We start from the raw sequence: 22,700 nt of genomic DNA, 5'->3' as shown, positions 1-22,700 counted from the left end.
GGGAGGCTTTTTATTGTTCGTTGCGAGCGTTTTGAGGAAGAACAGCATTTAGTAACATACCGACAATAGTTGCTACAGCAACACCCGAGAATTGGAAAGTACCAATTTGTAAGAAGACATTTCCGATTCCGATTACCAATACAGATGAGGCAATCATTAAGTTACGATTTTTGTTGAAGTCGACTTGATTATCGACCAGGATTCTAAGACCTGAAGAAGCAATTACTCCAAATAGTAGAAAACTAATTCCACCAATTACTGGAAGTGGAATGCTTTGAATTAAGGCACTCAACTTACCGACAAATCCGAAAATCATTGCGAAAACTGCTGCACCGATAATGACATAAACACTATAAATTTTGTTGATAGCCATAACTCCAATGTTTTCACCGTATGAAGTAATCGATGGTCCACCGATTAATCCAGCAACAATTGAAGCTGCTCCGTCGCCGGCTAAAGTACGATTCAATCCAGGATCTTTTAAGAAGTTCTTACCAGTTAATTCATCTAGGACCATAATGTGACCCATATGTTCGGTCATAGTTACGAAAGCAATTGGTGCCATTCCTAAGATAGCTCCCCAATAAATTTGTGGTTTATATGAAACAAACGGAATTTCAAAGTCAGGAGTTTTGAACCAAGGGGTATTAATTACGGCTGTAAAATCGACTAGTCCAAACATTGCAGCAATAATATAACCACAAAAAACTCCGATTAAGATTGAAATTTGACTGGCAAATCCTTTGAGTAACATGTTAAAGGCGATGGTGATGAATAATGTTGCAAAAGCCACGATGAAGAATCTAACATCATAATGACCATTATTCATGGTGGCATCTTTTCCGGCGTTACCGGCAAGTGAAAGCCCGATAACCATGATGATTGGACCAACTACAATTGGTGGCAATGCTTTATCAATCCAACCAGTTCCTAAGAAACTTACCATTGTAGCCACAATTAGATAAACAACACCAACAGCGATTGTTCCTTGGGCAATAGCGGGATAACCGACTGTTTTCATCAAAGCAATCATTGGTGTAATGAATGCAAAACTGGAACTCATATATGAAGGAATTTTTCCTTTAGTAACCAGGATGTGCATCAAGGTTCCGACACCCGAACTGAATAGAGCAATTCCAGGGTTTAAACCAACTAAAATTGGAACTAGAACTGTGGAACCAAACATTGCGAATAAGTGTTGAATTGATAAACCAAGCCATTGAAGTGGTGCTGGTTTGTCATGTACATCCAAAACAATATTATTGTTTTTCATAATTTCCTCCATCAAAAAGACCTTCCAGCCCGGAGGTTAGAAGGTCTCTAGTTAAATAGAGTTAGTCTATTACTTATGACTACCTTGCAAGCCTCTCTGGACTTAATTAAAGGTTATTTATTTTTATTAATACTACTATTTGTGGGTGGGAGTGTCAATGAAAATAATTAAATAAATCATATCAATATACAGGTAATAAAACATGGTAGAATGATAGTAATATTAATTATGAGGTGAGTTTATGGTTGAATTATATATTATTCGTCATGGTGAAACGGACACTAACAAAGAAAAGAGAATTAATGGTAATTCTACAAACCTACCATTGAATGAAAAAGGACGTCAACAGGCTCAGGAATTACACGATGAATTTGATTTATCGGGTTTTGATGCAGTAATTTCTAGTCCTTTAAAAAGGGCTTATGAAACGGCTCAAATAGTAACAGCTGGAACTGGTCTTGAAATCAAAACTGATGATCGACTAAGAGAAGCTGATTATGGCAGTTGGGATGGCGAATCTGAAGCTGAACTATCAGTTAAATATCCTGAAGTTTTTGATAAAAGAGGATATTTATTGCCCGGTTTTATTGAATACGCTGAAGATGCTGAATCCTATGAAGAAGTTTATGCCAGAATTGATCAATTGGTAACTGAGTTGAGTCAGTTAGGTGATGATAAGAAAGTTGCTTTAGTCTGTCATGGATTTATCTCACGTGCCTTCATGAAGGTGATGGTTGATGTCAAAGATATCTCCCAAATTATTCAACCTCGAAACTGCGGGGTAAGTAAGTATGAAATTGATTCAAAAGGTAATCGCTACTTACTTTATTATGGTAGAACCGCTAATATGGATTTTGAACAATAAAAAAGAACGCCTGGGGAGGGCGTTCTTTTTATATATACTTATTATAGAGGAGTAAGAATATAAGAAGTAATAAAGAATTTCTTCTCTATTAACTTTCTATACTAGTTATAATAATCTAAATGTTTGAATTTCTCAGTGAGAAAGTTTGAAGTTTTTATGAATGTTAGTCGATTTTTATTAATCCACTGTCATCTTCGACCTTTGCACTCTTTGGAAGTTTGATATTCAATGTACCATTCTTATAATTAGCGGAGATTTTTTTCTCGTCAACATTAGGCAAGTTAAAACTTCTTGAGAACTGTCCATAGCTACGTTCACTCATCAAAATATTGCCTTTGTCATCTTCATGATCACTGAAACTGTCACGTTTGCCAGTTACAAACAATTGATTATCTTTGTACGAAAGTTTGATATCTTTCTTGTCCATATCAGGCATGTCAATTTTTACATCATAGGCATCTTTTGTTTCAGAAATATCTGACTTCATATTTACTTTAGGAAATGATCCTAATCTGTTAAACATGTTACCAAAATCATCAAACCAATTAGCCATATCATTATTACGATTCATCAATTCATTTCTCATAGTTATAACTTCCTTTCTTTTTATTTACAACTATATTGTAGGTCCAAAAATCACCTTTGTTAAATATTATGACTTGCAGTAGCATGGTAATAAGAAGGTGAGATTATGGTCGAAATTAAGCGAATTTATGATAGTTATGAATTAACTGACTATTATCGAGTATTAGTGGATCGAGTTTGGCCAAGAGGTGTTTCAAAACAAAAAGCCAACTTAGATTTATGGGCAAAAGAAATTGCACCTAGTAGTGAATTGAGAAAATGGTTCAATCATGAAGATGATAAGTGGGATGAATTTAAGAAGAAATATCTAAAAGAGTTGCATGAAAATTCAACAGCCACAGATTTTGTACAAGAAATTAATCAGCATCCAAAGGTTATTTTGCTTTATAGTGCAAAAAATGAATTACATAATCAAGCAGTAGTCTTACAAGGGTATTTAAAAAACGTCGAGAATTAATCTCGACGTTTTTTCTTTGTCATGAAATGGATAATGAATGTTACTACGAAAACTAAAATTGTGAAAATTAAGAACAAGTATGAAGGAATTTCAATATCAATAGCCGGGATTGTTAAGAAGAGCTTGATAGCGATAAAGAAAATTAACACGTAAGCCGCAGGAATGAGCTCAGGAATTTTGCTCATAATAACAGAAATAACTTCGGCAATTAATCTCATCATTAGGATACCTAAGAAACCACCTAAAACTAGGATGATCGGATTTTCTGATAGTGCTAATGATGCTAAAACTGAATCGACTGAGAAGGCAATGTCCATTAACTCGATTGAAATAACTACTCGCCAGAATAGCGAAAGCTTCTTCATAACAGGGATGTGTTTATGTCCGTTTTCGTGACCACCATTTTTGAAACGAATGAAAAAGGAAATTGACAGGTAAAGTAGATATAAGGCACCCACAACCTTAACTTGCCAGAAATGAATAAGAAAACTACCAATTCCAACAGCCACAAATCTGAAGAAGTAAGCTCCAACTAGACCGTAAAGAAGTGATTTTTCTTGTTCCTTTTTATCCGGAAGGATTTTGGTTTGAGCAGCCAAAACAACAGCATTATCAAGCGACATCATACATTCCAAGATTACTAAGGAAATAATGATAATCCAGTCTTGTTTGCTATCAAAAACCGCAATCCAATTATTAATGTCAAAGAATGGTTCATAAAATGATAAGAAATTGTCCAATGTTTTTTCTCTTTCTAATAAGATAAAAAAAGAGCTTGCGCCCTTTTAGAATGAAGTAATAATTAACCAAATGTTCAAGATTGTTAATACCACCGCTATAAAGTAACCTAACCATTTTATCCATGGCTTATTGGCAAAGTTCCCCATTAACTTTTTGTTACTTGAGAAATATACTAACGGAAAAATCGAGAATGGTAAAGCCACACTTAAGAAAACTTGTGAGAAGGTCAAAAGACTTTCAATTTTGGCTTCATTTCCGTGGTAGTAAATTGTAAAGAAGATAACTGGTGAAATGGATAGTAGTCGAGTAATCACACGTCTTGCCCATAGAGGGATTTTCATGTGAACGAAACCTTCCATAACAATTTGTCCAGATAGAGTTCCAGTGATTGTTGAATTTTGTCCTGATGCTAATAACGCGATGGCGAATAAGATAGCAAGAGTAGGACTGGCAATGGAACCGGCAACAGCTGGATCTTGTAAGGCGTTGAATAAATCACCTAAACGACCTAGATCGGTTTTTGTTCCATAGAATAGAGCAGCTCCCAAAGTAAGTAACAATGAGTTAACCACAAAAGCCAAGGTTAATTGGATGTTTGAATCCCAAGTTGAGAAACGAACTGCATCTTTAACGGAGTCCTCATCTTCACGGTCGTATTTACGAGCTTGAGAAATTGATGAGTGAAGATACAAGTTATGAGGCATAACTGTTGCTCCGACAATTCCTAAAGCAATATAGAGCATTGATTGGTTTTGTGTAATTTCAATGCTAGGAATATATCCTGACATCATCTCGCCGAAGTTTGGTTCAGCAAGTAAAACTTCGTATAAGAAAACTCCTAGAATAACAGTGATCAGCATTGCAACCAAAGCTTCAATTTTTCTAAAACCAAGTTTCATTAATAATAGCAATAGTAGTACATCGGCGGCGGTTATTAAGACACCGACCAATAGTGGAACGTGGAATAATAGCTTGATCGCAATAGCAGATCCAATAATTTCGGCAATATCCGTTGCCATGATCGCTAATTCGGCAACAATCCATAAGACAAAACCACCGCTCTTGTTAGTGTGGTCACGAGTGAGTTGTGCTAAATCGCGGCTTGTTACAATACCTACTTTAGAAGCCATATATTGTAATAACATCGCTACTAAACTAGAGATTAAAACAACGCTCAATAATTTATATTTAAATTGAGCACCACCGGCAATTGATGTTACCCAGTTACCGGGATCCATGTAACCAACAGCAACTAATGCTCCAGGCCCTGAATATGCTAATAGTTTTTTGAAGAAACTTCCGTTTTCTGGAACTTCAACAGTAGCGTTGATTTCTTCAAGAGAAGGACCGTTAGCATAGCTTACAAATTTCTTCTTTTCTGACATTCTTTTCGTCCTTTCCTCAATATCCTAAACAATATAGTACACTATAATGATTAGGAAGAAAACCATTTTTTTAGGCTAACTTAACTTTTTCTTATCATTATACTTTTTAAGCGTTTGATGATAAGCTATTACCTAGAATAGAGGTATTAATAATGACAAATTTATTTATTTGGATTGCTAATGCTATTTTTGTTACGGGGGCAATTTTTAACATTTATTGGCAGTCACAAATAACCATTAGATCAAGGTACAAATACACACCAATCATTGTTTCAGGACTATTTGCTAGTTGGGTAGTCGCTGGATTAAGTTTTTCATTCGGCTACATTGTCTTAATTGCGTTGTTTTTAACAATTGGAATTATGGATGGTGTTGGTGGTATTGGAGAAAAACGTCTAGTTAATAGCGGTTTTTTCTCAAGTGTTTATAAATATTCACAATTAGCTCACATTACGTTGATTCCCGTGAACTTAGGTGAAAAGAATCGAGTAGTAGCAATTTTTAATTTAACTACTCGTCAATCAGTTCAAATGATTTTTAATAATGAACTTAATGTTATCAAACAAGAATTGGAAAAACATATCAACGATTCGACCGAGATTGAAATTGGTAGTGTTCAATAATCAGCCTGAATTTATCTAATCAGGCTTTTTTTATTAAGTAATAAGGGAGGAGATAGTTTGTTTGAAGTAACAACAACAGATATATTAATTCGTCTATTATTGGCAACGGTTGTTGCGGGAATAATCGGGTCCGATCGTGAGTACAAAAATCGCCCTGCAGGAATCAGAACGCATATTTTAGTGTGTTTAGGTGCTTGTGTAGTAGCAATGATTCAACTTGAAATTGGTTATCAAACAATTGAATTTGCTAAAGCCAATATGCATTTAGCAACAACTATTCGTGCTGATTTGACTCGTTTGATTGCTCAAGTAGTCAGTGGAATTGGTTTTCTAGGTGCAGGAACAATTATTGTCAATCGCCGCAAAATCATGGGACTAACAACAGCTGCTTCATTGTGGGCAACTGCTGGAATTGGTTTGGCAATCGGAATGGGATACTATGAAATTGGAGTTATCAGTTCAGTCTTTGTAATTCTAATTTTAGTGTTCTTGAAGAAGATTATTCATATTAATCAATTGAAAAAAATTGAAATTAAATATCATCATAAAATAGAAACGAAGGAATTCATTCAGGATTACTTTGATCAACATCATATTAAAGTTAGGGATGTCGATTTTACGGTTAACCAAGATAATCAACAAAAAATTTATACCAACATTTATCGAATAGAAATTCCTCAGGGAATGAAATATGCCGATATTGTTGAAGATATTTCATTGAATAAGAATATTGATACCATTCGCATGGTGTCTGTATAAAAAAGACCGCCAATCTGGCGGTCTTTTTGTTTATAGAATTGGTGATAATAATCTTGAGAAGTATTGCTTGAATTTTAACCAAGTGCTTTGTTGTTTGATTGTTTCTTCGGTAATTAGAGTTGAATTTTTAACATCTTCTTCAAAAATATCTTTTAATTGGTTTGCTAATTTAGTGTTATAGAAATAGGCATTAGCCTCGAAGTTCAAACTATAGCTTCTAAAGTCATGATTCATTGAACCAACAACCGCAATTTCGTCGTCAAAAACGGCAGTTTTGGCATGTAAGAAGCCTTTGTCATAGTTATAGACTTTAATCCCACGTTTGGTTAAGAAGTTAGCATAGTATTGAGTTGCTCGATAAATGAACATGTGATCTGGTCGATCAGGAATCATAATGCTGATTTTAACACCGGAGGCAGCAGCGATACTCAATGCATCAATCATTGAATCGTCAGGCACCAAGTAGGGTGTTTGAATGTAGATATGCTTTTTGGCATTCAAAATCATACTGATGAAGCCACCCTTAAGAATTTCTGCTTCGTGGTCTGGTCCGTCACTGACTATTTGCGCACGAGTAGTTTGTTCGTAAGGTATTTTTTCACTTGGGAAGTATTTTGGATCAAAGGAAATTTTGTTGCGTTGGTTTCTAATCGAAGCATTCCAGTCCATAATAAAACGTTCTTGCATCAAGAAGACTGCTGTTCCATAAATTCGAGCGTGAGTATCACGCCAATATCCAAATTTTTTGGTTTCGTTTAAGTATTGGTCGCCAACATTGAAGCCACCAATCCAGCCATAAATGCCATCAATTACCACAATTTTTCTATGGAGATGATAGTTCAATCGAGCTTTAGCAATTGGATTACGACTGGTGATGAAAGAAGTTACCAACACACCCATTTTTTCATATTTCTTAAACCAAGAAAAATTGAATTTTCCCGAGCCCCAAGCGTCGTATAAGACTCTGACTTCTAATCCTTCTTGAGCTTTTTGAGCTAAGAGTGACATCAATTTATTACCGATTTCATCGTTATAAATAGTGTAATATTCAACGTGAATCGATTCTTTGGCGTTTTTGATATCTTCAAAAAGTGCGTCAAATTTTTCTTGACCATCTGTGTATAATTGGACGTCATTGTGACGAGTTAGAGGTGATTCGTTAGTTTTGTTGTAATAATTAACGACCTTTGAACACTTTGGAGCAGTATCGTCAGCTGGTGGAGTAGACGGTTTTTTGTTGTTCTGCTTAATAATTTCATCAAGTGTGTGTAATCCGACGTGATCTTGATTAGAAATAGTAAATAATTTTTCTTCTGCTAAACCACGACCAAAAAAAGCGTAGATTAAAAAGCCGATAATCGGTAAGAAGAAAAGTACGAGTAACCACGCCAAGATAGATGAAATACTACGGGGACGGTGAAAGACGGTTGCAATCGCACCAACTGTATTGGCGATAAGTATCAAAATGACAGCGATTAAAATAATATTATTAACTAACATGAATTTGTCCTTAAAAAAACAGTAAACTATTATAGCTAGTTTACTGTTTTGATTGATAAAAATCTAGTCACGTCGATTTCCAAATAAAAGGACTAGACGTAGGAATTGTAACGCGGTTGATAAAACTGCAGCAACATAAGTTAAAGCAGCGGCGAAAAGTACCTTTTTGACGGCTGGTAATTCGTCTTGTGACAAGATATTGCCAGTGGTCAAGATATTAACGGCACGCATCGAAGCATTGAATTCAACTGGTAAAGTGATAATTTGGAAAATCAGGATTAGTGAGAAAAGATAAATCCCAATATGGATTAAAGTGTAGTTCATTCCCAAGACAACACCCAAAATAATAATCGGGAATGCTGCCGTTGACCCCAAGTTAACTAAAGGCACAAACATGGAACGAAGTTTCATTGGCCAGTAGCCTTTTTGATCTTGAATTGCATGGCCAACTTCGTGAGCAGCTACACCAATAGCAGCAATTGAAGTCGATTCATATGAAGAATCGGATAAGTTCAAGGTTTTGTCAGAAGGATTGTAATTATCTGTTAGGTCACCTTGAATATGATTAACTCTGACATTGTTTAATCCTGCGTCATCCATGATAGCTTGGGCCGCTTGTGCGGCAGTGACGTTATTTCTACTATTGATTTTGTTATATCTGTTAAAGGTTGCTGTAACGTTCATCTGAGCTAGTCCGGCAATTACCGCACCAATAATTACTAAGATAAATGTCCAGTCAAAACCGAAACCATAATACATTTAGTTACCTCTTTATTTTAAAGTAAATTTCTTGTTTACCATATTATAGTAAGTTTCTAGTTCATGGCAAATTAAAACGTTCGCGTCGGGATTAATTGAAAAAGTGGTTAATTTCAAATTGGTATAACAGATCTGAGCAATTCGCTGAGCAATTTCTGATAGAAACCGCTGGTCTAAACTTTCATCTAGCTTCACTACTAATTGAGTATTAGCGAAATTATAAGAAACCGCACCAATTATTTGATTAGAGTTCTTTTCTTCAATGTACCAGTGACAAATTTCACCACTCATGATTTCTTGCATTAATAGATTGGATTTTTCAGTTACTTCGTCATAATTGCCTTGAGTAAAGTCGCTAATCTGTTTAATAGAAAAATGAGCTGGAAAATCAAAAATGAAATGTTCAGTAATTAATGGACGTAGATAAGAAAACTCAGCCATTGTTATCACCATCCTTAAACAAGAATTGAGTCATAGCTGTTAAAATTTCGCCATCGTCGTGCATTTGAGAATGTTCACCACGATTGCCTAAAACCTCATATTCTTCAAAAGAACGAACATGGTCTTTTAGAATATATGAAATTGAACGGGCGGAGGTTACTGAGACGTATTTATCCGAATTGGAAAAATCATTAACATTACCGTAGATATTGATAACATCGACATCTTTAGGAAATTTTTTCTTGGTCAACATCAATTGAACAAAAGTGAATCCCATAAATACTGGACGTCCTTTTTCGTTCAAGTGATTAATGTTTGGTAAATCGCCCAAACCAATCACACCAGCGAAAGGACCGGCGATTAAAACAAGTTTGTCGATTTTTGGTAAGTAGAATTTTGTGCTCACACTAATTTCGGCTAAGGTTAAGGCAACTGCGCCCAGAGAATGACCCACGGCATAGTATTTTTCAAAAGCAAAATTCTTAGTTAGATCTTTTAGAACTTCTACTATCCAGTGCGACATAATCTGTGAAATAGTAAATTTATCTTGAAAGACGATCTGAACCAATGGGTATTTATTGTTAGTCCAAGTACCTTCGTAAGTAATGCGACCGAAGCGACTAACTTTTACTTTCAAGAAATCATCAGCACCAGTTTTACCTAAAGAAGCGATCACCATTTTTTCGGTAGTGTAGTCACCACCGCGGAAACCATGCACAAATAAAGTTGGTATTTGATCGGACACCAAGTTTTTTTGTCGATTAGGAATATCAGCGGTTTGTGTTTTCTTATTCAAATTCTTTCAATCCTATTTATTTTCTAATCTCTATATTATAATACTTTTAACACGTAGAGGTGAATAATGTGAAATATTACGCAATAAAAAAAGGTCGCAAGCCTGGCATTTATACCAACTGGCCTGAAGCAAAGAAACAAATTGATGGTTTTTCTGGAGCGGTTTATAAAGGATTTACCACCGAAGATGCTGCCAGAGATTTTATTGAAGGGCAAAAGAAACAACCAGCAATTTCTGATGATGCCGTGCTAGTTTTTACAGATGGTGGTTCAAGAAATACTGGGAACGTGGCTGGTGGACATGTCAAAAATAATGACAAGGCAGCTTGGGCTTATTTAATTCAAGATCATGGTCAGAGATATTCTGATTCCAAAGGTGAATTCGGGGCAACCAATAATAAAATGGAACTAACTGCCTTAATTCAGTCACTTCAAAGATTAATTTCGTTAGGGAAACAGGGGACTGAAATTGCGGTTATTTCTGATTCTAAGTATTTAATCAACGCAATCACACAAGGATGGTTGAACGGCTGGAAGAATCGTAACTGGAAAAAAGCCGATGGCTCAATTCCAGCAAACGTCGAATTGTGGCAACAGTTAGATCAACTATTACCTAAGTTTAATAAACTGCAGATAACTTGGACTAAAGGACATGCAGAAAATGAAGGCAACAATCTTGTTGATCAATTATTAAATGAAACAATGGATAAAATGTAAAAAAACCACCTTATTATAAGGTGGTTTTTTTAGAATAAGTTTGTAAAGAAGGAAACTACATTATCCCAAAGTTTCTGTAGGAAATTTCGATTTTCTTTAGTGTTTAACTTGTCGAAAATATTAGCAGCAGATTTTTGAATATCATTGCTAAGTTTTTTTGCTTGGTCCTTGAAATTACTATTTTTGAGTGCTCCAGAATCCCGGACTTTGGTTAGAACGGTGATGATTTGTTGACGTTGCTCGGTAGTGATGCTGTCTTGAAGACCATTGTTATTTATTTGGGTATTAACGATGTTGGTGATTTCATTAACGGTAATATTAGGTCCTTTGTCAGCCATGTCACTTTTTGCACCAGCAATAGCGTTGTTCAATTGTTGGTCTGTATAGCCATCTTTACCTTTGTTTTCTTGATTAATTTCGCTAAGTGTATTCATTTCATCTTGAGCAGCGGTAACTTGACTTTGATTTAAACTCTCGCCATTCTTTGAATAAGCGCTATAAATACCGGCTAAGGCACCAGATCCATCGATTGGAGTAGCTGAAGTGACATAGATATTGGCATCAGAAATTCCAGCAGTCAAGGCAGCATTTCGATATTGATTTTCGGTAATTGTGGTAATTGTTTTGTTACCATTGTAATTCAAAATCGTCACATTTATTCCTGAACCAGAGTTAGCGGGAACAATTAAAGCTGAAGACCATACGCCAGAGGCAGAAGTGAAATTAGAACCAGAAGGATTCAAATATTTAACCAGGTTATCACCAGTAACGGTGATGGTGGAATAGTTTTCTCCTTTGATTTTGGCAGATAAAGTGTCAATAGTTCCTTGGCGCTGATTTTGTGTAAGTGAACTTCCTAAAGTCATAACTGGAGAGTCTAGTTCTGCAGCGTTTACCTGACTGTAAGAAAAGATACCTATTAATAATGTGATTAAAGTAATTATAAGTGTTTGCGTTTTTTTCATATGTCTTGTGCCTCCGTATGTTAAATAATAACAGGGTAAATCTTTGGAGGACCTAAATCTAAACATAAATTAATAAAGTAGTAAAACACGAACGTTTAGATTTGATAGTTCGATTTTTAACTTGATTTATTTGTATAATTAGATATAATAAACTTGTTCTTTTAAAAAAGACGAACTATTTTGAGAGGTATTAAACTAATGACAGAAAAAATCGAACAATTTTTCAATTTTAAAGAATTGAAAACAAACTTTAGAACTGAAATTATTGCGGGTATTACGACCTTTGTTTCTATGGCTTATATTTTGTTTGTTAATCCTAATGTTTTAGGTGCTTCAGGTATGGATAAAGGTGCAGTTTTCTCTGCCACTGCTCTTACTACAGCACTTGGATGTATGATTATGGGTGTAGTTGCAAAATATCCTTTTACAGTTGCACCAGGACTAGGAATTAATGCCTTTTTCACCTTTACAGTTGTTAAAGGAATGGGAGTGTCATGGAAAACAGCTTTAGCGGGTGTCTTTCTAGCTTCAATTATTTTTATTTTAATCACAGCATTTAAAGTTCGTGAAGCAATTATTAATGCTATTCCCCAAGATATGAAGTTAGCTATTGCGGCCGGAATTGGTCTGTTCATTGCCTTTCTAGGTTTACAAGAAGGTGGATTGATTGTTGATAATCCTTCCACATTAGTTGGATTAGGTTCATTAAGAGTAGGAACAACTTGGCTAACAATTTTTGGAATTTTTGTAACAGTTATTTTAATGGTAAAGAAAGTTCCAGGTTCAGTTTTTATTGGGATGGTTGGAACTACAATTGTTGGAATAGTGACACAATTGATTCCTTTACCAACAAAAATTATTTCAAGTATGCCTAGTTTAAAACCAACATTTATGGTGGCTCCACAACATTTAGGTGACTTCAATAGTATCCAGATGTGGATGGTAGTCTTAACATTCTTAATGGTAACGTTCTTTGATACCGCAGGAACTTTGGTTGCTCTTGCTCAACAAGGTGGATTCATGAAGAATAATGAATTACCTCGAGTAGGAAGTGCGTTAGCTGCTGACTCAACAACAATGATGGTTGGTTCTTTATTAGGAACTTCACCAACATCAGCATACGTTGAAGCTTCATCTGGTATTGCCGTTGGTGGTAGATCTGGATTTACTTCAGTTATTGTTTCGATTTTGTTTGTTTTGAGTTTATTTTTCTCTCCATTACTATCAATCATTACCAGTAATGTGACTGCTCCAGCCTTGATTGTTGTTGGAGTATTGATGGCAACTTCACTTAAAGAAATTAATTGGGACAAATTAGAAATTGCAATTCCTGCATTTATGACATTAGTAACAATGCCACTAACATATTCAATCTCAGATGGTATTGCTATTGGTTTCATTTTCTACCCAATTACAATGATTACTGCAAAACGTGGAAAAGAAGTTCATCCATTGGTTTATGCACTAGCTTTAATCTTTATCTTATTCTTCTGGATAACCAATAATTAAGCTCACAATGAAGTCGCCTTGATCAAGGCGCTTTTTTTTATGGAAAAGTAAAAATATTCTTAACAGTAATGTAATCGGTAATATATTTATGGTAAGGTTAAGGTTCTAGAACAACACGTTAAATTAAAATTCGGGAGGATTAACCGATGAAAATAGTAGTATTGTCCGGTGGACGTAGTACAGAAAGAAATGTTTCCTTATCATCAGGAGCAAAAATTACCAATGCACTAAGAAGTAAAGGACACGAAGTTGCTTATATTGACTCATTCTTAGGAGTAGATGCCAACAGTGGCGCAGAAGTTGATGCATTATTCACTACAGAACCTGAAGATGAAAGCAAACTATTAATTAGTGATGAAGTGTTAACAACTGAAAAGATTAATGCTCTCAGAACTGACGGAACCCGTGGTCTTTTTGGAAAGAACGTATTAAAAGTCTGTGAAGCAGCTGACATTGTTTACTTAGGTCTTCATGGTGAAGATGGAGAAAACGGTAAAGTTCAAGCAGTGTTTGACTTGAATGAAATCAAATATACTGGTTCCGGAACTTTAGCTTCAGGAATTGCTATGGACAAGAAATTTTCTAAGGAAATTTTCTTCCAAAACAATATTAAAACAGCCAAATATTTTGCAACTAAGACTACTGATATCAAATTAGAAGATTTAGGTTTTGGTTTCCCAATGGTTGTTAAACCAGCAAATGGTGGCTCATCAGTTGGTACAAGTATTGTGAAAGACGAATCTGAATTAAAATCTTCGGTTGCTGAAGCTTTGAAATTTGATCGTGAAGCATTGATTGAAGAGTTTGTTAAAGGTCGCGAATTTTCAATTGGAATTGTTGATGGACATGTCTTCCCGGCAATTGAAATTGTTGTCGATACTGGTTGGTATGACTTTGAACACAAATTCCAAGAAAATGATGTAACTCATTTCATTACACCACCTAAGAACTTGGATGATGCTACACATAAACAAATGCAAGACTTAGCTTTGAAGACTTTTGAAGCTTTAGATATGGCAAACTATGGAAGAGTTGATGTGTTATTAAATGACTCTGGAGCTTATGTTATCGAAGCAAACTCATTACCAGGAATGACACCTTTATCATTGCTTCCTCAAGAAGCAGAAGCAGAAGGTGTTAGCTATGCCGACTTGTGTGAGTCAATTATTAACAGTAAACTAAAATGGTACGAACAAAATAATTAAGAAGGGGTAAATTATGCAGGAGTCATATAAGGGGATACCAATGGCTGCAATCATCATTGTGGTAGTAATCATAATAATTTTGATTGCCAGCGAGTGGATATGGTTAAACGGATATTTTAAAAAGAAACGTTCCATCGAAAAAGCAAAACGGGGACGCTATATTAAATATTATGTAGGCCGTGGTGGTACAGGCTTTATCGGTATTCATAAGCATAGTTTAACTATTTTCAAAGATGTAAAAAAAGTTGAAAAAATCCCTTATGAGAAACTGTATATTTATCAAACTAAGAATCGCTTTGATTTTAAAGAAGGTGCCGAACCTTTGACGATGATGGATAAGACCTATGGAGTCATCTTAAGTAAGGCTGACACCGAGTCTTTCAAAAAGTATATTCAAGAACACAACTTAAATTTAAACACCTAAACAGTAGACGTCATTAACTAATGGCGTCTTTTTTATGCAGTTCACTCTGGTATAGACCTTTTGCAACTGCTATAATGGGTTGTAGAAAATAATGGAGGTAGATTCATGTCATACTTTATTCATGCAAACAAATTTTTCTTACAAAACACTACTGAAAATGGTGGTTATTTAGAAATAACCGATGATAATAAATTCGGTCGATACTATAAAGAAAACCAAAAACCAGATGGTAAAATTGTTGAGTATTCAGATCAATGGATTGCTCCAGGCTTAGTTGATACACACATTCATGGATTTCTTGGCCATGATGTTATGGATAATGACTGGGATAAACTAAATGAAATGTCAGAGGGCCTTTTAAAAACTGGTGTTACTTCATGGTTGCCCACTACTTTGACAGCATCATTTGAACAATTAAACGACATTTGTAAAACGATTGGTGACAATTACCAAAATGCTACAGGTGCAAAAATCCAAGGGATTCATTTTGAGGGACCTTACTACACTGAAGAACATAAAGGGGCACAAAATCCTAAATACTTCAGAGATCCAGACATCAATGAATATCGTGAATGGCAAAAATCTGCCAAGGGAATGTTGAAAAAGATCTCTTTAGCTCCTGAAAGAAAAGGCTCAGTTGAATTTACAAGAGATGTAACCGCCGATGGAACAGTAGTTGCTCTAGGACATTCAAGTGCTACTTTTGAACAAGCTAAGGATTGTGTTGAAGCTGGAGCTTCAATGTTTACGCATACTTATAATGGAATGTCACCATTTGGACACCGTGAACCGGGTATGGTTGGTGCCGCAATGAGTATGAACTTAGTTGACGATGAATTAATCTGCGACGGATATCATGTTCAACCTTATGCTGCTAAAGCATTGATTGAAAGCAAAACTCCAGAGCATGTGGCTTTAATCACTGATTGTATGCGTGCTGGATTGATGCCAGATGGTAATTATATCTTGGGTGAACTTCCAGTTGTAGTTAAAGATGGTACAGCTCGCCTAGACGATGAAACTCATAACTTAGCTGGAAGTATTCTAAAACTAGACGATGCAATTAAGAACGTTGTTGATTGGAATATTGTTACTCCAGAAGAATCAGTTATGATGGGAAGTTACGTGGCTGCTAAAAGTAGCAAAGTAAACGATAAATGTGGCTCTATTTTACCTGGTAGAGATGCTGACTTTATTGTTTTAAATCAAGATATGAGTCTTGCTGAAACATACTTAGATGGTGTTTCTAGATATAAAGCCTAATAATTATTAAGACTGAGTTCGTTAGAGCTCAGTCTTTTTTATTGTGATAAAATATGCCTATTAACTTATTAGGAGTCAGTTATGAAACGGATTTACGCCCATCGAGGTGTTTCTAGTATTAGACCAGAAAATACAATTGCTGCATTTAAGGAATTATCGAAAACTAATGTTGACTGGTTAGAAACAGATATCTCAATTACTAGCGACGAAGAGTTATTTATTTTACACGATGATTATTTAGATCGAACAACAAATATCAGTGGTGCGATTACCACACTTAATAGTGCAGAAGTAAAAAAGGCAGACGCCGGTTCATGGTTTGATAGCGATTTTGTAAATGAACATGTACCAACTGTGCACGAAACTATTGATTTAATTAACAAGCAACATTTGAACGTGAATATCGAATTAAAAGCAGTGGTTGCTGACAATGCGAATCATTTAGCGGACGTTTTGGTTGAAAAATTAAACAAAGAAATTGATCGATTGAATCCGGAAGTTGAAGTGCTTATCTCTAGTTTTAATCCCATTATGCTATTGAAACTTCAACGACTAAAGCCTGAACTAAAGTATGCCTGTCTATTTAAGAAAGAAACTTTGGATGATGACTGGAATTTATATCTTCAAGCATGCCATGCTCAAGCAATCCATGTGGAGAACAAAACTTTAACTAAGGAAAAGGTTCAGGAATTCAAAAAACATGGCTATGAAGTTAATGTTTGGACTGTTGACGATAAGGCCAGAGCTAATCAATTATTTAATTGGGGAGTCGATGGAATTTTCACCAATAGAGCTCAAGAATTCTAAATAAAAAGAGTGACTTCATTAGAAGTCACTCTTTTTTACGTTCTATTCATTTGTTAAGGTATCTCTTGGATCTAATTTAGCGGCTCTTCTAGATGGTGCCAGAGCAGCTAACAGAGCAATAACCACACTTACGACGATTCCAAAGATGGCATTTCCAGCAGATACTTGGATAATAGCCGTTCCAATAGCGGATTGTGATGCATTATTTGCAAGTGCTTGTAAAATATATGCAAAGCCTACCGATAGTAAACTAGAGATAAGTCCTAGTAAGAAAGCTTCAGAGATAAAGAGATTTCGGATATCTTTTCTTCTGGCACCGATAGCTCTTAAAATTCCAATTTCCTGAGTTCTTTCAGAAACACTGATGTAAAGAACAACAATAATCATAATAGCCGAGACCAGTAATGAAATTCCAGCAATGGCAGCTAATAAATAGAAGGCGAGATTGATATAAGTAGTAAGAGTATCAATCAGAGCACCCACTCCGGCTAACGTGTACTTAGCAACTTTTTTCTTATCCTTAGTCATTTTGAAGTCTTTGATTTTAGTTTGAACAGCTTTGACGTTAGGTGTGGAATTAACCTTCAGAGTTGCAAAGTTAGGATCCAAAGTGGCATTGTTTGCTGCATAAAGTGTTTTCAGAGTTTGATAATCGACACTGGTGGTTCCACCTTTAAGAATTCCGGAAACAGTGAACTCTTTCTCAATTTGAATAGGGCGTTTATTTTTATCAAGTGCACCTATATAAAGAGTGATTTTTTTGCCAACTAATTTTTTATAATCTTTTTTGAAAGTTTTGGCATCATTCTTAACTAAGACAACTTCATCCTTGCCAGGTTTGTTCCCAGTTGTAATATCATCTTCTTTGATAGTTTCATTCCAGGTTTGGAAAAGTTGAGCAGTAACGTTTTTCTTACCATTAGAAAGTTTTACTGTATCAGCAAAATATCCTTTTTCTACTTTTTTAACATTCTTAATTTTTTTGAATGTGTTAAGATCTTTTTCTTTCATCGTGAATTCAGACATCTGAGGATCATTAGATGTTGAGTTTTTGGAAACTTGAATGGCTGTTGGATTAGCTAATTTGTTCATTTCGTGGTTCATATAACCAGTTACACCGTTACCAAGACCTAACATGAAGACAACTGAAAAAATACCAATCATTAAACCAAAAATGATTAATAAATTTCGTCCCAGATAGTAACGCATATGATTCATTGCCATCATAAAGTTATCCATAAAACTTAAATGGTTAATTGTAACTTTACTATCTTTTTTGACATCATCAGCTTTGTCTCTGAGTTGTTTATCTGAATCAACTTGGCCATCAACTAAGTGAATTACTCGAGTTCCATATTCAGCAACTTGATCTGAGTGAGTAACGGCGATAACAAGTTTGCCTTGTTGAGAAATCTTTTCCAGAATCTCCAGAATTTCATTGGTGTTTTGAGAATCCAGAGCACCAGTTGGTTCATCGGCAATAATAATGTCGGGATCATTTGCCAACGCACGAGCGATGGCGACACGTTGTTTCTGTCCACCAGATAATTGTCCGGGATGTTTATCCATTTGGTCACCAAGACCTACTTGAGTCAGTAGTTCTTTAGCTCTTTTGGTACGTTGACTACGAGACATTGACGACATTTCTAATGGGATTAAAACATTTTGTAAAACGGTTAGATGACTAATCAAATGAAAACTTTGAAAAATGAAACCAATAGTTTTGCTTCGATAAGCATCTAGTCCTTTTTCGGAACCACTTTTGACAGATTGTCCATTTAATAAGACGTCTCCCTCGTATTGTGAGTCGAGTCCACCAATAATATTTAGAAGGGTAGTTTTACCACCACCTGATTCTCCTAAAATTGAGACAAATTCTCCTCGATCAAAATTAAGGCTGATGTCTTTTAAAACTTGGAATTCTTTTTTGTTTAAAAAGAAAGATTTTTTGATATTCTTTAATTCCAGAAAACTCATATAATATTCCTCCATTGAGTGTAATAAGTCTAATCTACTATAATAGTTAGATAATTGCAAAAGGGCCTATCATAAATTATGTTTTTATTTTGATTTCTGATAGAATTGAAACAATTAAAATAAGGACGTGAATTTTTTGAATAAAGAGGATTATATTTTTACTGTAGTAATGCCTATATATAATGCCGAAGAATATTTGAAGAAGTCTTTGGATTCATTTGTTGACCAGTCATTTAAGGATTTTCAGTTAATTATGATTGATGACCAGTCATCAGATGACTCAGTTGCAATATGTGAGCAGTACACAAAGGAATATGAGAATTTTAAGTTAATTCAACACAAGGAAAATCAAGGTGTCTCAGCGGCGAGAAATACCGGAATTCATGAAGCTAACAGTCAATATATTACCTTTGTCGATAGTGATGACTGGGTTGATCCAGAATATTTGGCTTTTTTTGTGGAGGCTTTTGAAGAAAACGACATTGATTTGGCTTGTTGTGGATTTATGGTTGAAACAGACAAGAATTCGAAACAAAAAGGAATTTTTAAGAATACTGGCGCAGTAGTTGACCGTAATGAATTGTTGAAAAGAATCATCAGTGCCAATGGATCAGTTATGGGATACGCCTGGAACAAGGCATATAAATTGGAATTGATTAAGAAAAATGACTTAAGTTTTGCGACGGACGTTAATTTAATGGAAGATGCCATCTTTAACGTTCAATATGTCAGCACAACTGATAATTTCTATTATTCGACCAAACCTTTGTATCATTATTATCAAAGAAAAAATAGTACTTCTCACAATTACTTTGCCATCAATAACATCAAAGATGTTTCGGTTGCTAACTTTCGCATTCATAAGCAGATAATTCAGAATATGGGTGAGCAGTTAGATTTAGATACGAATAGTAAGAAAAAATGACAGTAGCTAGATAAGCTACTGTTTTTTTATAAAAAATTTAGAAACATTTGCAATCAAAATAAATAACCTGTAAGGTAGCACTCAACTCAAAAAGAAGGTGAATCAATTGTTTAAAAAAATTCTTCTCTTTGTTCTGGTGCTAATAGTGCTAGTTCCTGTGTATGCATTTAAAGTTGAACCATTTATGGTTCATACTAATAATATTTCACTTGGTGACAATCAAAAGAAAACACAATTAAAATTAGTACAAATTTCCGATATTCAAGTATCTAAAGCCTATGAATCAAATCGTTTGGACAAAGTTATTGATAAAGTTAATGAACAAAAACCTGATGTGATCGTTTTTACTGGTGATTTATTCGATAATTATTCCAAGTACAGTCATGAATCAGAGATAATCGCAAAACTTAGTGCCATGAAAGCCAAAATTGGTAAATATGCTGTTTGGGGTAATCATGATTATGGCGGCGGTGCTGCTCGAGTTTATGAATATGTCATGAATCAGTCCGGCTTTACAGTCTTGAAGAATACTGGACAAACTATTGCTACAGATTCCGGTAAGAAGATTTTTATTGGTGGACTTGACGATTCACTGCTGGGAAATCCTTCTGTTAATCAAACTTTGGCCTATCGTCAAAAATATGATTATTCAATATTACTCACACATGAACCAGATGTGGCTGACCAATTCGTTAATACCAATACGCAGCTTGCATTGGCTGGACATAGTCATGGTGGACAAATTTGGATTCCGTTTAAACCAATTACCAATGTGTTAGCAAGAAAGTATGTCCGAGGGATGTATACATTATCTGATGGAATGAAATTGTATGTGAATACTGGACTAGGGACAACTTCACTTCATGCCAGATTCAATGTGGTTCCTGAAGTAACTGCTTTTTCAATTAAATTTTAGAGTAAGCTCACAATTGTGAGCTTATTTTTTTGTAAATAAATTGAAGGTATGTCCGTTGAAAAATCTAATTTTTAGGATTACACTCGAATTATAATTAAATTTATAGTAAATGAGGAGATGGTTCGTGATGGGTTCAACTTTTGATGAAGCAAAGAAAGTCCAAATTTTATCTGATTTGGTAAAAATTAATTCTGTTAATGGAAACGAAGAAGAAGTAGCTACATATGTTTCTAAGGTATTTAAGGAACATGGAATTACGACTAAAATAATTCCCATTGAAAAAGGGAGAGTAGATCTAATTGCTGAAATAGGAAGTGGAAAACCAGTTCTAGGTGTTTCAGGACATATGGACGTGGTTGACCCCGGAGATTTGTCACAATGGGACACTGATCCGTTCGAATTAACTGAGAAAAATGGAAACTTGTATGGCCGTGGAGCAACCGATATGAAAGCAGGTTTAGCAGCTTTCATGATTTCTATGATTGATATTAAGGAGCAAAATCTTCTTCCTAAAGGAACAATTCGGTTGATGGCAACTGTCGGTGAAGAAGTTGGTGAAAAAGGTTCTCAAACTTTCTATGAAAAAGGAGAGATGGACAATGTTGATGCCCTAGTAATCGGTGAGCCATCTGGTTACAGCTTAGTATATGCTCACAAAGGTTCAATGGACATTAAACTAACTTCAAAAGGAAAAGCTTCGCATAGTTCGATGCCTGAATTAGGATACAATGCGATTGATCCACTATTATCCGCTTTGAATATTGCCAATGAAAAATTCCGTGGTGCTGGTAAGAAGAACGAATTGTTAGGTGATTTAACTTTCAACACAACAATCTTTAACGGTGGAAACCAAGTTAACTCAATTCCAGAAAGTGCTGAATCTGAAATTAATGTCAGAACAATTCCAGAATTTGATAATGATGAAGTTGTTTCCACAATGCAAAAAATAGTTGATCAAAAAAATAATGACGGCGCAAAAATAGACATGGATATTTACATGTCATTGGAATCTGTTCAACATGATGATAATTCTAAACTCATTAATCTTGCCAAGAAGATTGGTGAAAAATATTCTAAAGATGAGATTCCTAAGATGGCAGTTGCTGGTGTAACTGATGCATCTAACTTACTAAAAGATAAACCATATGAATTTCCATTTATTGTATTTGGACCAGGTGAGCCAACAATGCCTCATCAAGTAAACGAATATGTAAATAAACAAGTCTATTTCAACTTCATTGATATTTACGAAGAATTATTTGTAGAGTATATGAAATAACAAAAAAGCCAAGATTAATTTCTTAGCTTTTTTATTACTGCATAAAGAGCCATTCAATGATATTAAGTGGATTTAGTAATTCCATTAATTTATCTATGAACACCTCAATAAAATTTCGCTTCAAGTCTTCTTTATTTTTGTTTTTATCTTTAATTCTTATATGTATAGTTTTTACAAATGCAACCACTACACAAACTAGAATATACACAGCTACTAGAGCCAAAAAAGATAAAAAGATTTCTTTTAACATAAGAAAATATCCTTGTTTTATACACAGCGAATTGTCTTAAATTCGATCAACTACATCATATTCAATAATGCTAGCATCTTTTTTCGTCTGAGCATTGTCTTTTTCAAAATAAACCGCAAATGATTTATTGTTTTTTGCATCTTTGGCGATGATTAATGGTGCTTCTAATGGGTCTTTAGCACGATAAATCTGAGCACTACGCATTGCTTCACCAAAATCATGGGCATTAGCAATTGCATCTCCTGGGTTAAAAAAGACTTTTTCATCCATAAAATCACAC

General features: G+C 35.0%; 25 protein-coding genes. 13 read left to right on the top strand and 12 right to left on the bottom strand.

The features are described from left to right. Window positions 1-10 precede the first annotated feature (10 nt). Window positions 11-1,273, bottom strand: coding sequence for a uracil-xanthine permease family protein (locus Q2T76_RS06895; RefSeq protein WP_302084799.1), 1,263 nt, complete (start codon window positions 1,271-1,273; stop codon window positions 11-13). A gap of 241 nt (window positions 1,274-1,514) precedes the next feature. Here Q2T76_RS06895 and Q2T76_RS06890 point away from each other — a divergent pair, with 241 nt between their 5' ends. Next, window positions 1,515-2,138: a histidine phosphatase family protein gene (locus Q2T76_RS06890; RefSeq protein WP_302084798.1), complete on the top strand. Its 624-nt coding sequence runs from the start codon at window positions 1,515-1,517 to the stop codon at window positions 2,136-2,138. 163 nt (window positions 2,139-2,301) lie between these two features. On the opposite strand, the gene Q2T76_RS06885 is transcribed toward Q2T76_RS06890, so the two are convergent. After that, window positions 2,302-2,724, bottom strand: a complete 423-nt coding sequence (locus tag Q2T76_RS06885) for an Hsp20/alpha crystallin family protein (protein WP_302084797.1) — start codon at window positions 2,722-2,724, stop codon at window positions 2,302-2,304. A gap of 105 nt (window positions 2,725-2,829) precedes the next feature. Between Q2T76_RS06885 and Q2T76_RS06880 the strand changes: the two genes are divergently transcribed. Beyond that, window positions 2,830-3,180: a DUF488 domain-containing protein gene (locus Q2T76_RS06880; RefSeq protein ID WP_302084796.1), complete on the top strand. Its 351-nt coding sequence runs from the start codon at window positions 2,830-2,832 to the stop codon at window positions 3,178-3,180. On the opposite strand, the gene Q2T76_RS06875 is transcribed toward Q2T76_RS06880, so the two are convergent. Both Q2T76_RS06875 and Q2T76_RS06870 read right to left on the bottom strand, forming a co-directional pair. Next, a complete protein-coding gene (locus Q2T76_RS06875) occupies window positions 3,177-3,920 on the bottom strand; it encodes a hypothetical protein (protein ID WP_302084795.1) in 744 nt (247 codons plus the stop codon). The genes Q2T76_RS06880 and Q2T76_RS06875 overlap by 4 nt on opposite strands. A 45-nt stretch (window positions 3,921-3,965) precedes the next feature. Continuing rightward, window positions 3,966-5,306 (bottom strand): Nramp family divalent metal transporter, encoded by a 1,341-nt coding sequence (locus Q2T76_RS06870; RefSeq protein WP_302084794.1) that lies wholly within the window; start codon window positions 5,304-5,306, stop codon window positions 3,966-3,968. Between the two features lie 152 nt (window positions 5,307-5,458). Here Q2T76_RS06870 and Q2T76_RS06865 point away from each other — a divergent pair, with 152 nt between their 5' ends. Together Q2T76_RS06865 and Q2T76_RS06860 are read left to right on the top strand one after the other, a co-directional pair. Beyond that, complete coding sequence (locus Q2T76_RS06865) at window positions 5,459-5,929, top strand: hypothetical protein (protein WP_302084793.1); 471 nt, start codon at window positions 5,459-5,461, stop codon at window positions 5,927-5,929. A 57-nt stretch (window positions 5,930-5,986) separates the two neighbouring features. Further along, the gene (locus Q2T76_RS06860; RefSeq protein WP_302084792.1) at window positions 5,987-6,688 is read left to right on the top strand and encodes an MgtC/SapB family protein; all 702 of its coding nucleotides are present in this window, start codon (window positions 5,987-5,989) and stop codon (window positions 6,686-6,688) included. Window positions 6,689-6,718: 30 nt separating this feature from the next. Here the strand turns inward: Q2T76_RS06860 and cls are convergent, their stop codons facing one another. From cls to Q2T76_RS06840, 4 genes are all read right to left on the bottom strand, one after another. Then, a complete protein-coding gene (gene cls / locus Q2T76_RS06855) occupies window positions 6,719-8,188 on the bottom strand; it encodes a cardiolipin synthase (protein WP_302084791.1) in 1,470 nt (489 codons plus the stop codon). A 63-nt stretch (window positions 8,189-8,251) separates the two neighbouring features. Then, window positions 8,252-8,947 (bottom strand): zinc metallopeptidase, encoded by a 696-nt coding sequence (locus tag Q2T76_RS06850; protein ID WP_302084790.1) that lies wholly within the window; start codon window positions 8,945-8,947, stop codon window positions 8,252-8,254. Between the two features lie 12 nt (window positions 8,948-8,959). After that, complete coding sequence (locus Q2T76_RS06845) at window positions 8,960-9,388, bottom strand: hypothetical protein (protein ID WP_302084789.1); 429 nt, start codon at window positions 9,386-9,388, stop codon at window positions 8,960-8,962. After that, window positions 9,381-10,184 carry an alpha/beta hydrolase gene (locus Q2T76_RS06840; RefSeq protein ID WP_302084788.1) on the bottom strand — a complete coding sequence of 268 codons (804 nt, stop codon included), beginning with the start codon at window positions 10,182-10,184 and terminating at the stop codon, window positions 9,381-9,383. The genes Q2T76_RS06845 and Q2T76_RS06840 overlap by 8 nt, the downstream gene beginning before the upstream one ends. 68 nt (window positions 10,185-10,252) lie before the next feature. Here Q2T76_RS06840 and Q2T76_RS06835 point away from each other — a divergent pair, with 68 nt between their 5' ends. Further along, window positions 10,253-10,900 (top strand): ribonuclease H family protein, encoded by a 648-nt coding sequence (locus tag Q2T76_RS06835; protein ID WP_302084787.1) that lies wholly within the window; start codon window positions 10,253-10,255, stop codon window positions 10,898-10,900. Window positions 10,901-10,929: 29 nt separating this feature from the next. Here Q2T76_RS06835 and Q2T76_RS06830 read toward each other — a convergent pair whose 3' ends face one another. Continuing rightward, window positions 10,930-11,865: a DUF1002 domain-containing protein gene (locus tag Q2T76_RS06830; protein WP_302084786.1), complete on the bottom strand. Its 936-nt coding sequence runs from the start codon at window positions 11,863-11,865 to the stop codon at window positions 10,930-10,932. Window positions 11,866-12,063: 198 nt separating this feature from the next. Between Q2T76_RS06830 and Q2T76_RS06825 the strand changes: the two genes are divergently transcribed. From Q2T76_RS06825 to Q2T76_RS06805, 5 genes are all read left to right on the top strand, one after another. Further along, window positions 12,064-13,374: an NCS2 family permease gene (locus Q2T76_RS06825; protein ID WP_302084785.1), complete on the top strand. Its 1,311-nt coding sequence runs from the start codon at window positions 12,064-12,066 to the stop codon at window positions 13,372-13,374. Window positions 13,375-13,520: 146 nt separating this feature from the next. Further along, window positions 13,521-14,579: a D-alanine--D-alanine ligase gene (locus tag Q2T76_RS06820; protein ID WP_302084784.1), complete on the top strand. Its 1,059-nt coding sequence runs from the start codon at window positions 13,521-13,523 to the stop codon at window positions 14,577-14,579. A gap of 40 nt (window positions 14,580-14,619) precedes the next feature. After that, the gene (locus tag Q2T76_RS06815; protein ID WP_302084783.1) at window positions 14,620-15,003 is read left to right on the top strand and encodes a hypothetical protein; all 384 of its coding nucleotides are present in this window, start codon (window positions 14,620-14,622) and stop codon (window positions 15,001-15,003) included. Window positions 15,004-15,108: 105 nt separating this feature from the next. Continuing rightward, a complete protein-coding gene (gene nagA / locus Q2T76_RS06810; protein WP_302084782.1) occupies window positions 15,109-16,266 on the top strand; it encodes an N-acetylglucosamine-6-phosphate deacetylase in 1,158 nt (385 codons plus the stop codon). Window positions 16,267-16,347: 81 nt separating this feature from the next. Then, window positions 16,348-17,073, top strand: coding sequence for a glycerophosphodiester phosphodiesterase family protein (locus Q2T76_RS06805; protein WP_302084781.1), 726 nt, complete (start codon window positions 16,348-16,350; stop codon window positions 17,071-17,073). Between the two features lie 42 nt (window positions 17,074-17,115). On the opposite strand, the gene Q2T76_RS06800 is transcribed toward Q2T76_RS06805, so the two are convergent. Further along, window positions 17,116-19,050 carry an ATP-binding cassette domain-containing protein gene (locus Q2T76_RS06800; RefSeq protein WP_302084780.1) on the bottom strand — a complete coding sequence of 645 codons (1,935 nt, stop codon included), beginning with the start codon at window positions 19,048-19,050 and terminating at the stop codon, window positions 17,116-17,118. A gap of 136 nt (window positions 19,051-19,186) precedes the next feature. Here Q2T76_RS06800 and Q2T76_RS06795 point away from each other — a divergent pair, with 136 nt between their 5' ends. From Q2T76_RS06795 to Q2T76_RS06785, 3 genes are all read left to right on the top strand, one after another. Further along, the gene (locus tag Q2T76_RS06795) at window positions 19,187-19,975 is read left to right on the top strand and encodes a glycosyltransferase (RefSeq protein ID WP_302084779.1); all 789 of its coding nucleotides are present in this window, start codon (window positions 19,187-19,189) and stop codon (window positions 19,973-19,975) included. Between the two features lie 106 nt (window positions 19,976-20,081). Further along, on the top strand, window positions 20,082-20,891 hold the full coding sequence (locus Q2T76_RS06790) for a metallophosphoesterase (RefSeq protein ID WP_302084778.1): 810 nt from the start codon (window positions 20,082-20,084) through the stop codon (window positions 20,889-20,891). 127 nt (window positions 20,892-21,018) lie between these two features. Further along, window positions 21,019-22,170, top strand: a complete 1,152-nt coding sequence (locus tag Q2T76_RS06785) for an ArgE/DapE family deacylase (protein ID WP_302084859.1) — start codon at window positions 21,019-21,021, stop codon at window positions 22,168-22,170. 34 nt (window positions 22,171-22,204) lie between these two features. Here Q2T76_RS06785 and Q2T76_RS06780 read toward each other — a convergent pair whose 3' ends face one another. Further along, window positions 22,205-22,420 carry a hypothetical protein gene (locus Q2T76_RS06780; RefSeq protein ID WP_302084777.1) on the bottom strand — a complete coding sequence of 72 codons (216 nt, stop codon included), beginning with the start codon at window positions 22,418-22,420 and terminating at the stop codon, window positions 22,205-22,207. A 36-nt stretch (window positions 22,421-22,456) separates the two neighbouring features. Continuing rightward, a complete protein-coding gene (locus tag Q2T76_RS06775) occupies window positions 22,457-22,690 on the bottom strand; it encodes a hypothetical protein (protein ID WP_302084776.1) in 234 nt (77 codons plus the stop codon). Window positions 22,691-22,700 lie beyond the last annotated feature (10 nt).

The organism is Lactobacillus sp. YT155 (genome assembly GCF_030504545.1).
Classification (GTDB): Bacteria; Bacillota; Bacilli; order Lactobacillales; family Lactobacillaceae; genus BQUT01.
Note: the sequence above shows the minus strand (reverse complement) of the source record. Positions and strands in the feature narration are given on the sequence as shown.

Coding starts and splice junctions, on each gene's coding strand:
- Q2T76_RS06895 (WP_302084799.1), bottom strand. CDS start 1,273: ATGAAAAACAATAATATTGTTTTGGATGTACATGACAAACCAGCACCA.
- Q2T76_RS06890 (WP_302084798.1), top strand. CDS start 1,515: ATGGTTGAATTATATATTATTCGTCATGGTGAAACGGACACTAACAAA.
- Q2T76_RS06885 (WP_302084797.1), bottom strand. CDS start 2,724: ATGAGAAATGAATTGATGAATCGTAATAATGATATGGCTAATTGGTTT.
- Q2T76_RS06880 (WP_302084796.1), top strand. CDS start 2,830: ATGGTCGAAATTAAGCGAATTTATGATAGTTATGAATTAACTGACTAT.
- Q2T76_RS06870 (WP_302084794.1), bottom strand. CDS start 5,306: ATGTCAGAAAAGAAGAAATTTGTAAGCTATGCTAACGGTCCTTCTCTT.
- Q2T76_RS06865 (WP_302084793.1), top strand. CDS start 5,459: ATGACAAATTTATTTATTTGGATTGCTAATGCTATTTTTGTTACGGGG.
- cls (WP_302084791.1), bottom strand. CDS start 8,188: ATGTTAGTTAATAATATTATTTTAATCGCTGTCATTTTGATACTTATC.
- Q2T76_RS06850 (WP_302084790.1), bottom strand. CDS start 8,947: ATGTATTATGGTTTCGGTTTTGACTGGACATTTATCTTAGTAATTATT.
- Q2T76_RS06845 (WP_302084789.1), bottom strand. CDS start 9,388: ATGGCTGAGTTTTCTTATCTACGTCCATTAATTACTGAACATTTCATT.
- Q2T76_RS06830 (WP_302084786.1), bottom strand. CDS start 11,865: ATGAAAAAAACGCAAACACTTATAATTACTTTAATCACATTATTAATA.
- Q2T76_RS06825 (WP_302084785.1), top strand. CDS start 12,064: ATGACAGAAAAAATCGAACAATTTTTCAATTTTAAAGAATTGAAAACA.
- Q2T76_RS06820 (WP_302084784.1), top strand. CDS start 13,521: ATGAAAATAGTAGTATTGTCCGGTGGACGTAGTACAGAAAGAAATGTT.
- Q2T76_RS06815 (WP_302084783.1), top strand. CDS start 14,620: ATGGCTGCAATCATCATTGTGGTAGTAATCATAATAATTTTGATTGCC.
- nagA (WP_302084782.1), top strand. CDS start 15,109: ATGTCATACTTTATTCATGCAAACAAATTTTTCTTACAAAACACTACT.
- Q2T76_RS06805 (WP_302084781.1), top strand. CDS start 16,348: ATGAAACGGATTTACGCCCATCGAGGTGTTTCTAGTATTAGACCAGAA.
- Q2T76_RS06800 (WP_302084780.1), bottom strand. CDS start 19,050: ATGAGTTTTCTGGAATTAAAGAATATCAAAAAATCTTTCTTTTTAAAC.
- Q2T76_RS06785 (WP_302084859.1), top strand. CDS start 21,019: ATGGGTTCAACTTTTGATGAAGCAAAGAAAGTCCAAATTTTATCTGAT.
- Q2T76_RS06780 (WP_302084777.1), bottom strand. CDS start 22,420: ATGTTAAAAGAAATCTTTTTATCTTTTTTGGCTCTAGTAGCTGTGTAT.
- Q2T76_RS06775 (WP_302084776.1), bottom strand. CDS start 22,690: ATGGATGAAAAAGTCTTTTTTAACCCAGGAGATGCAATTGCTAATGCC.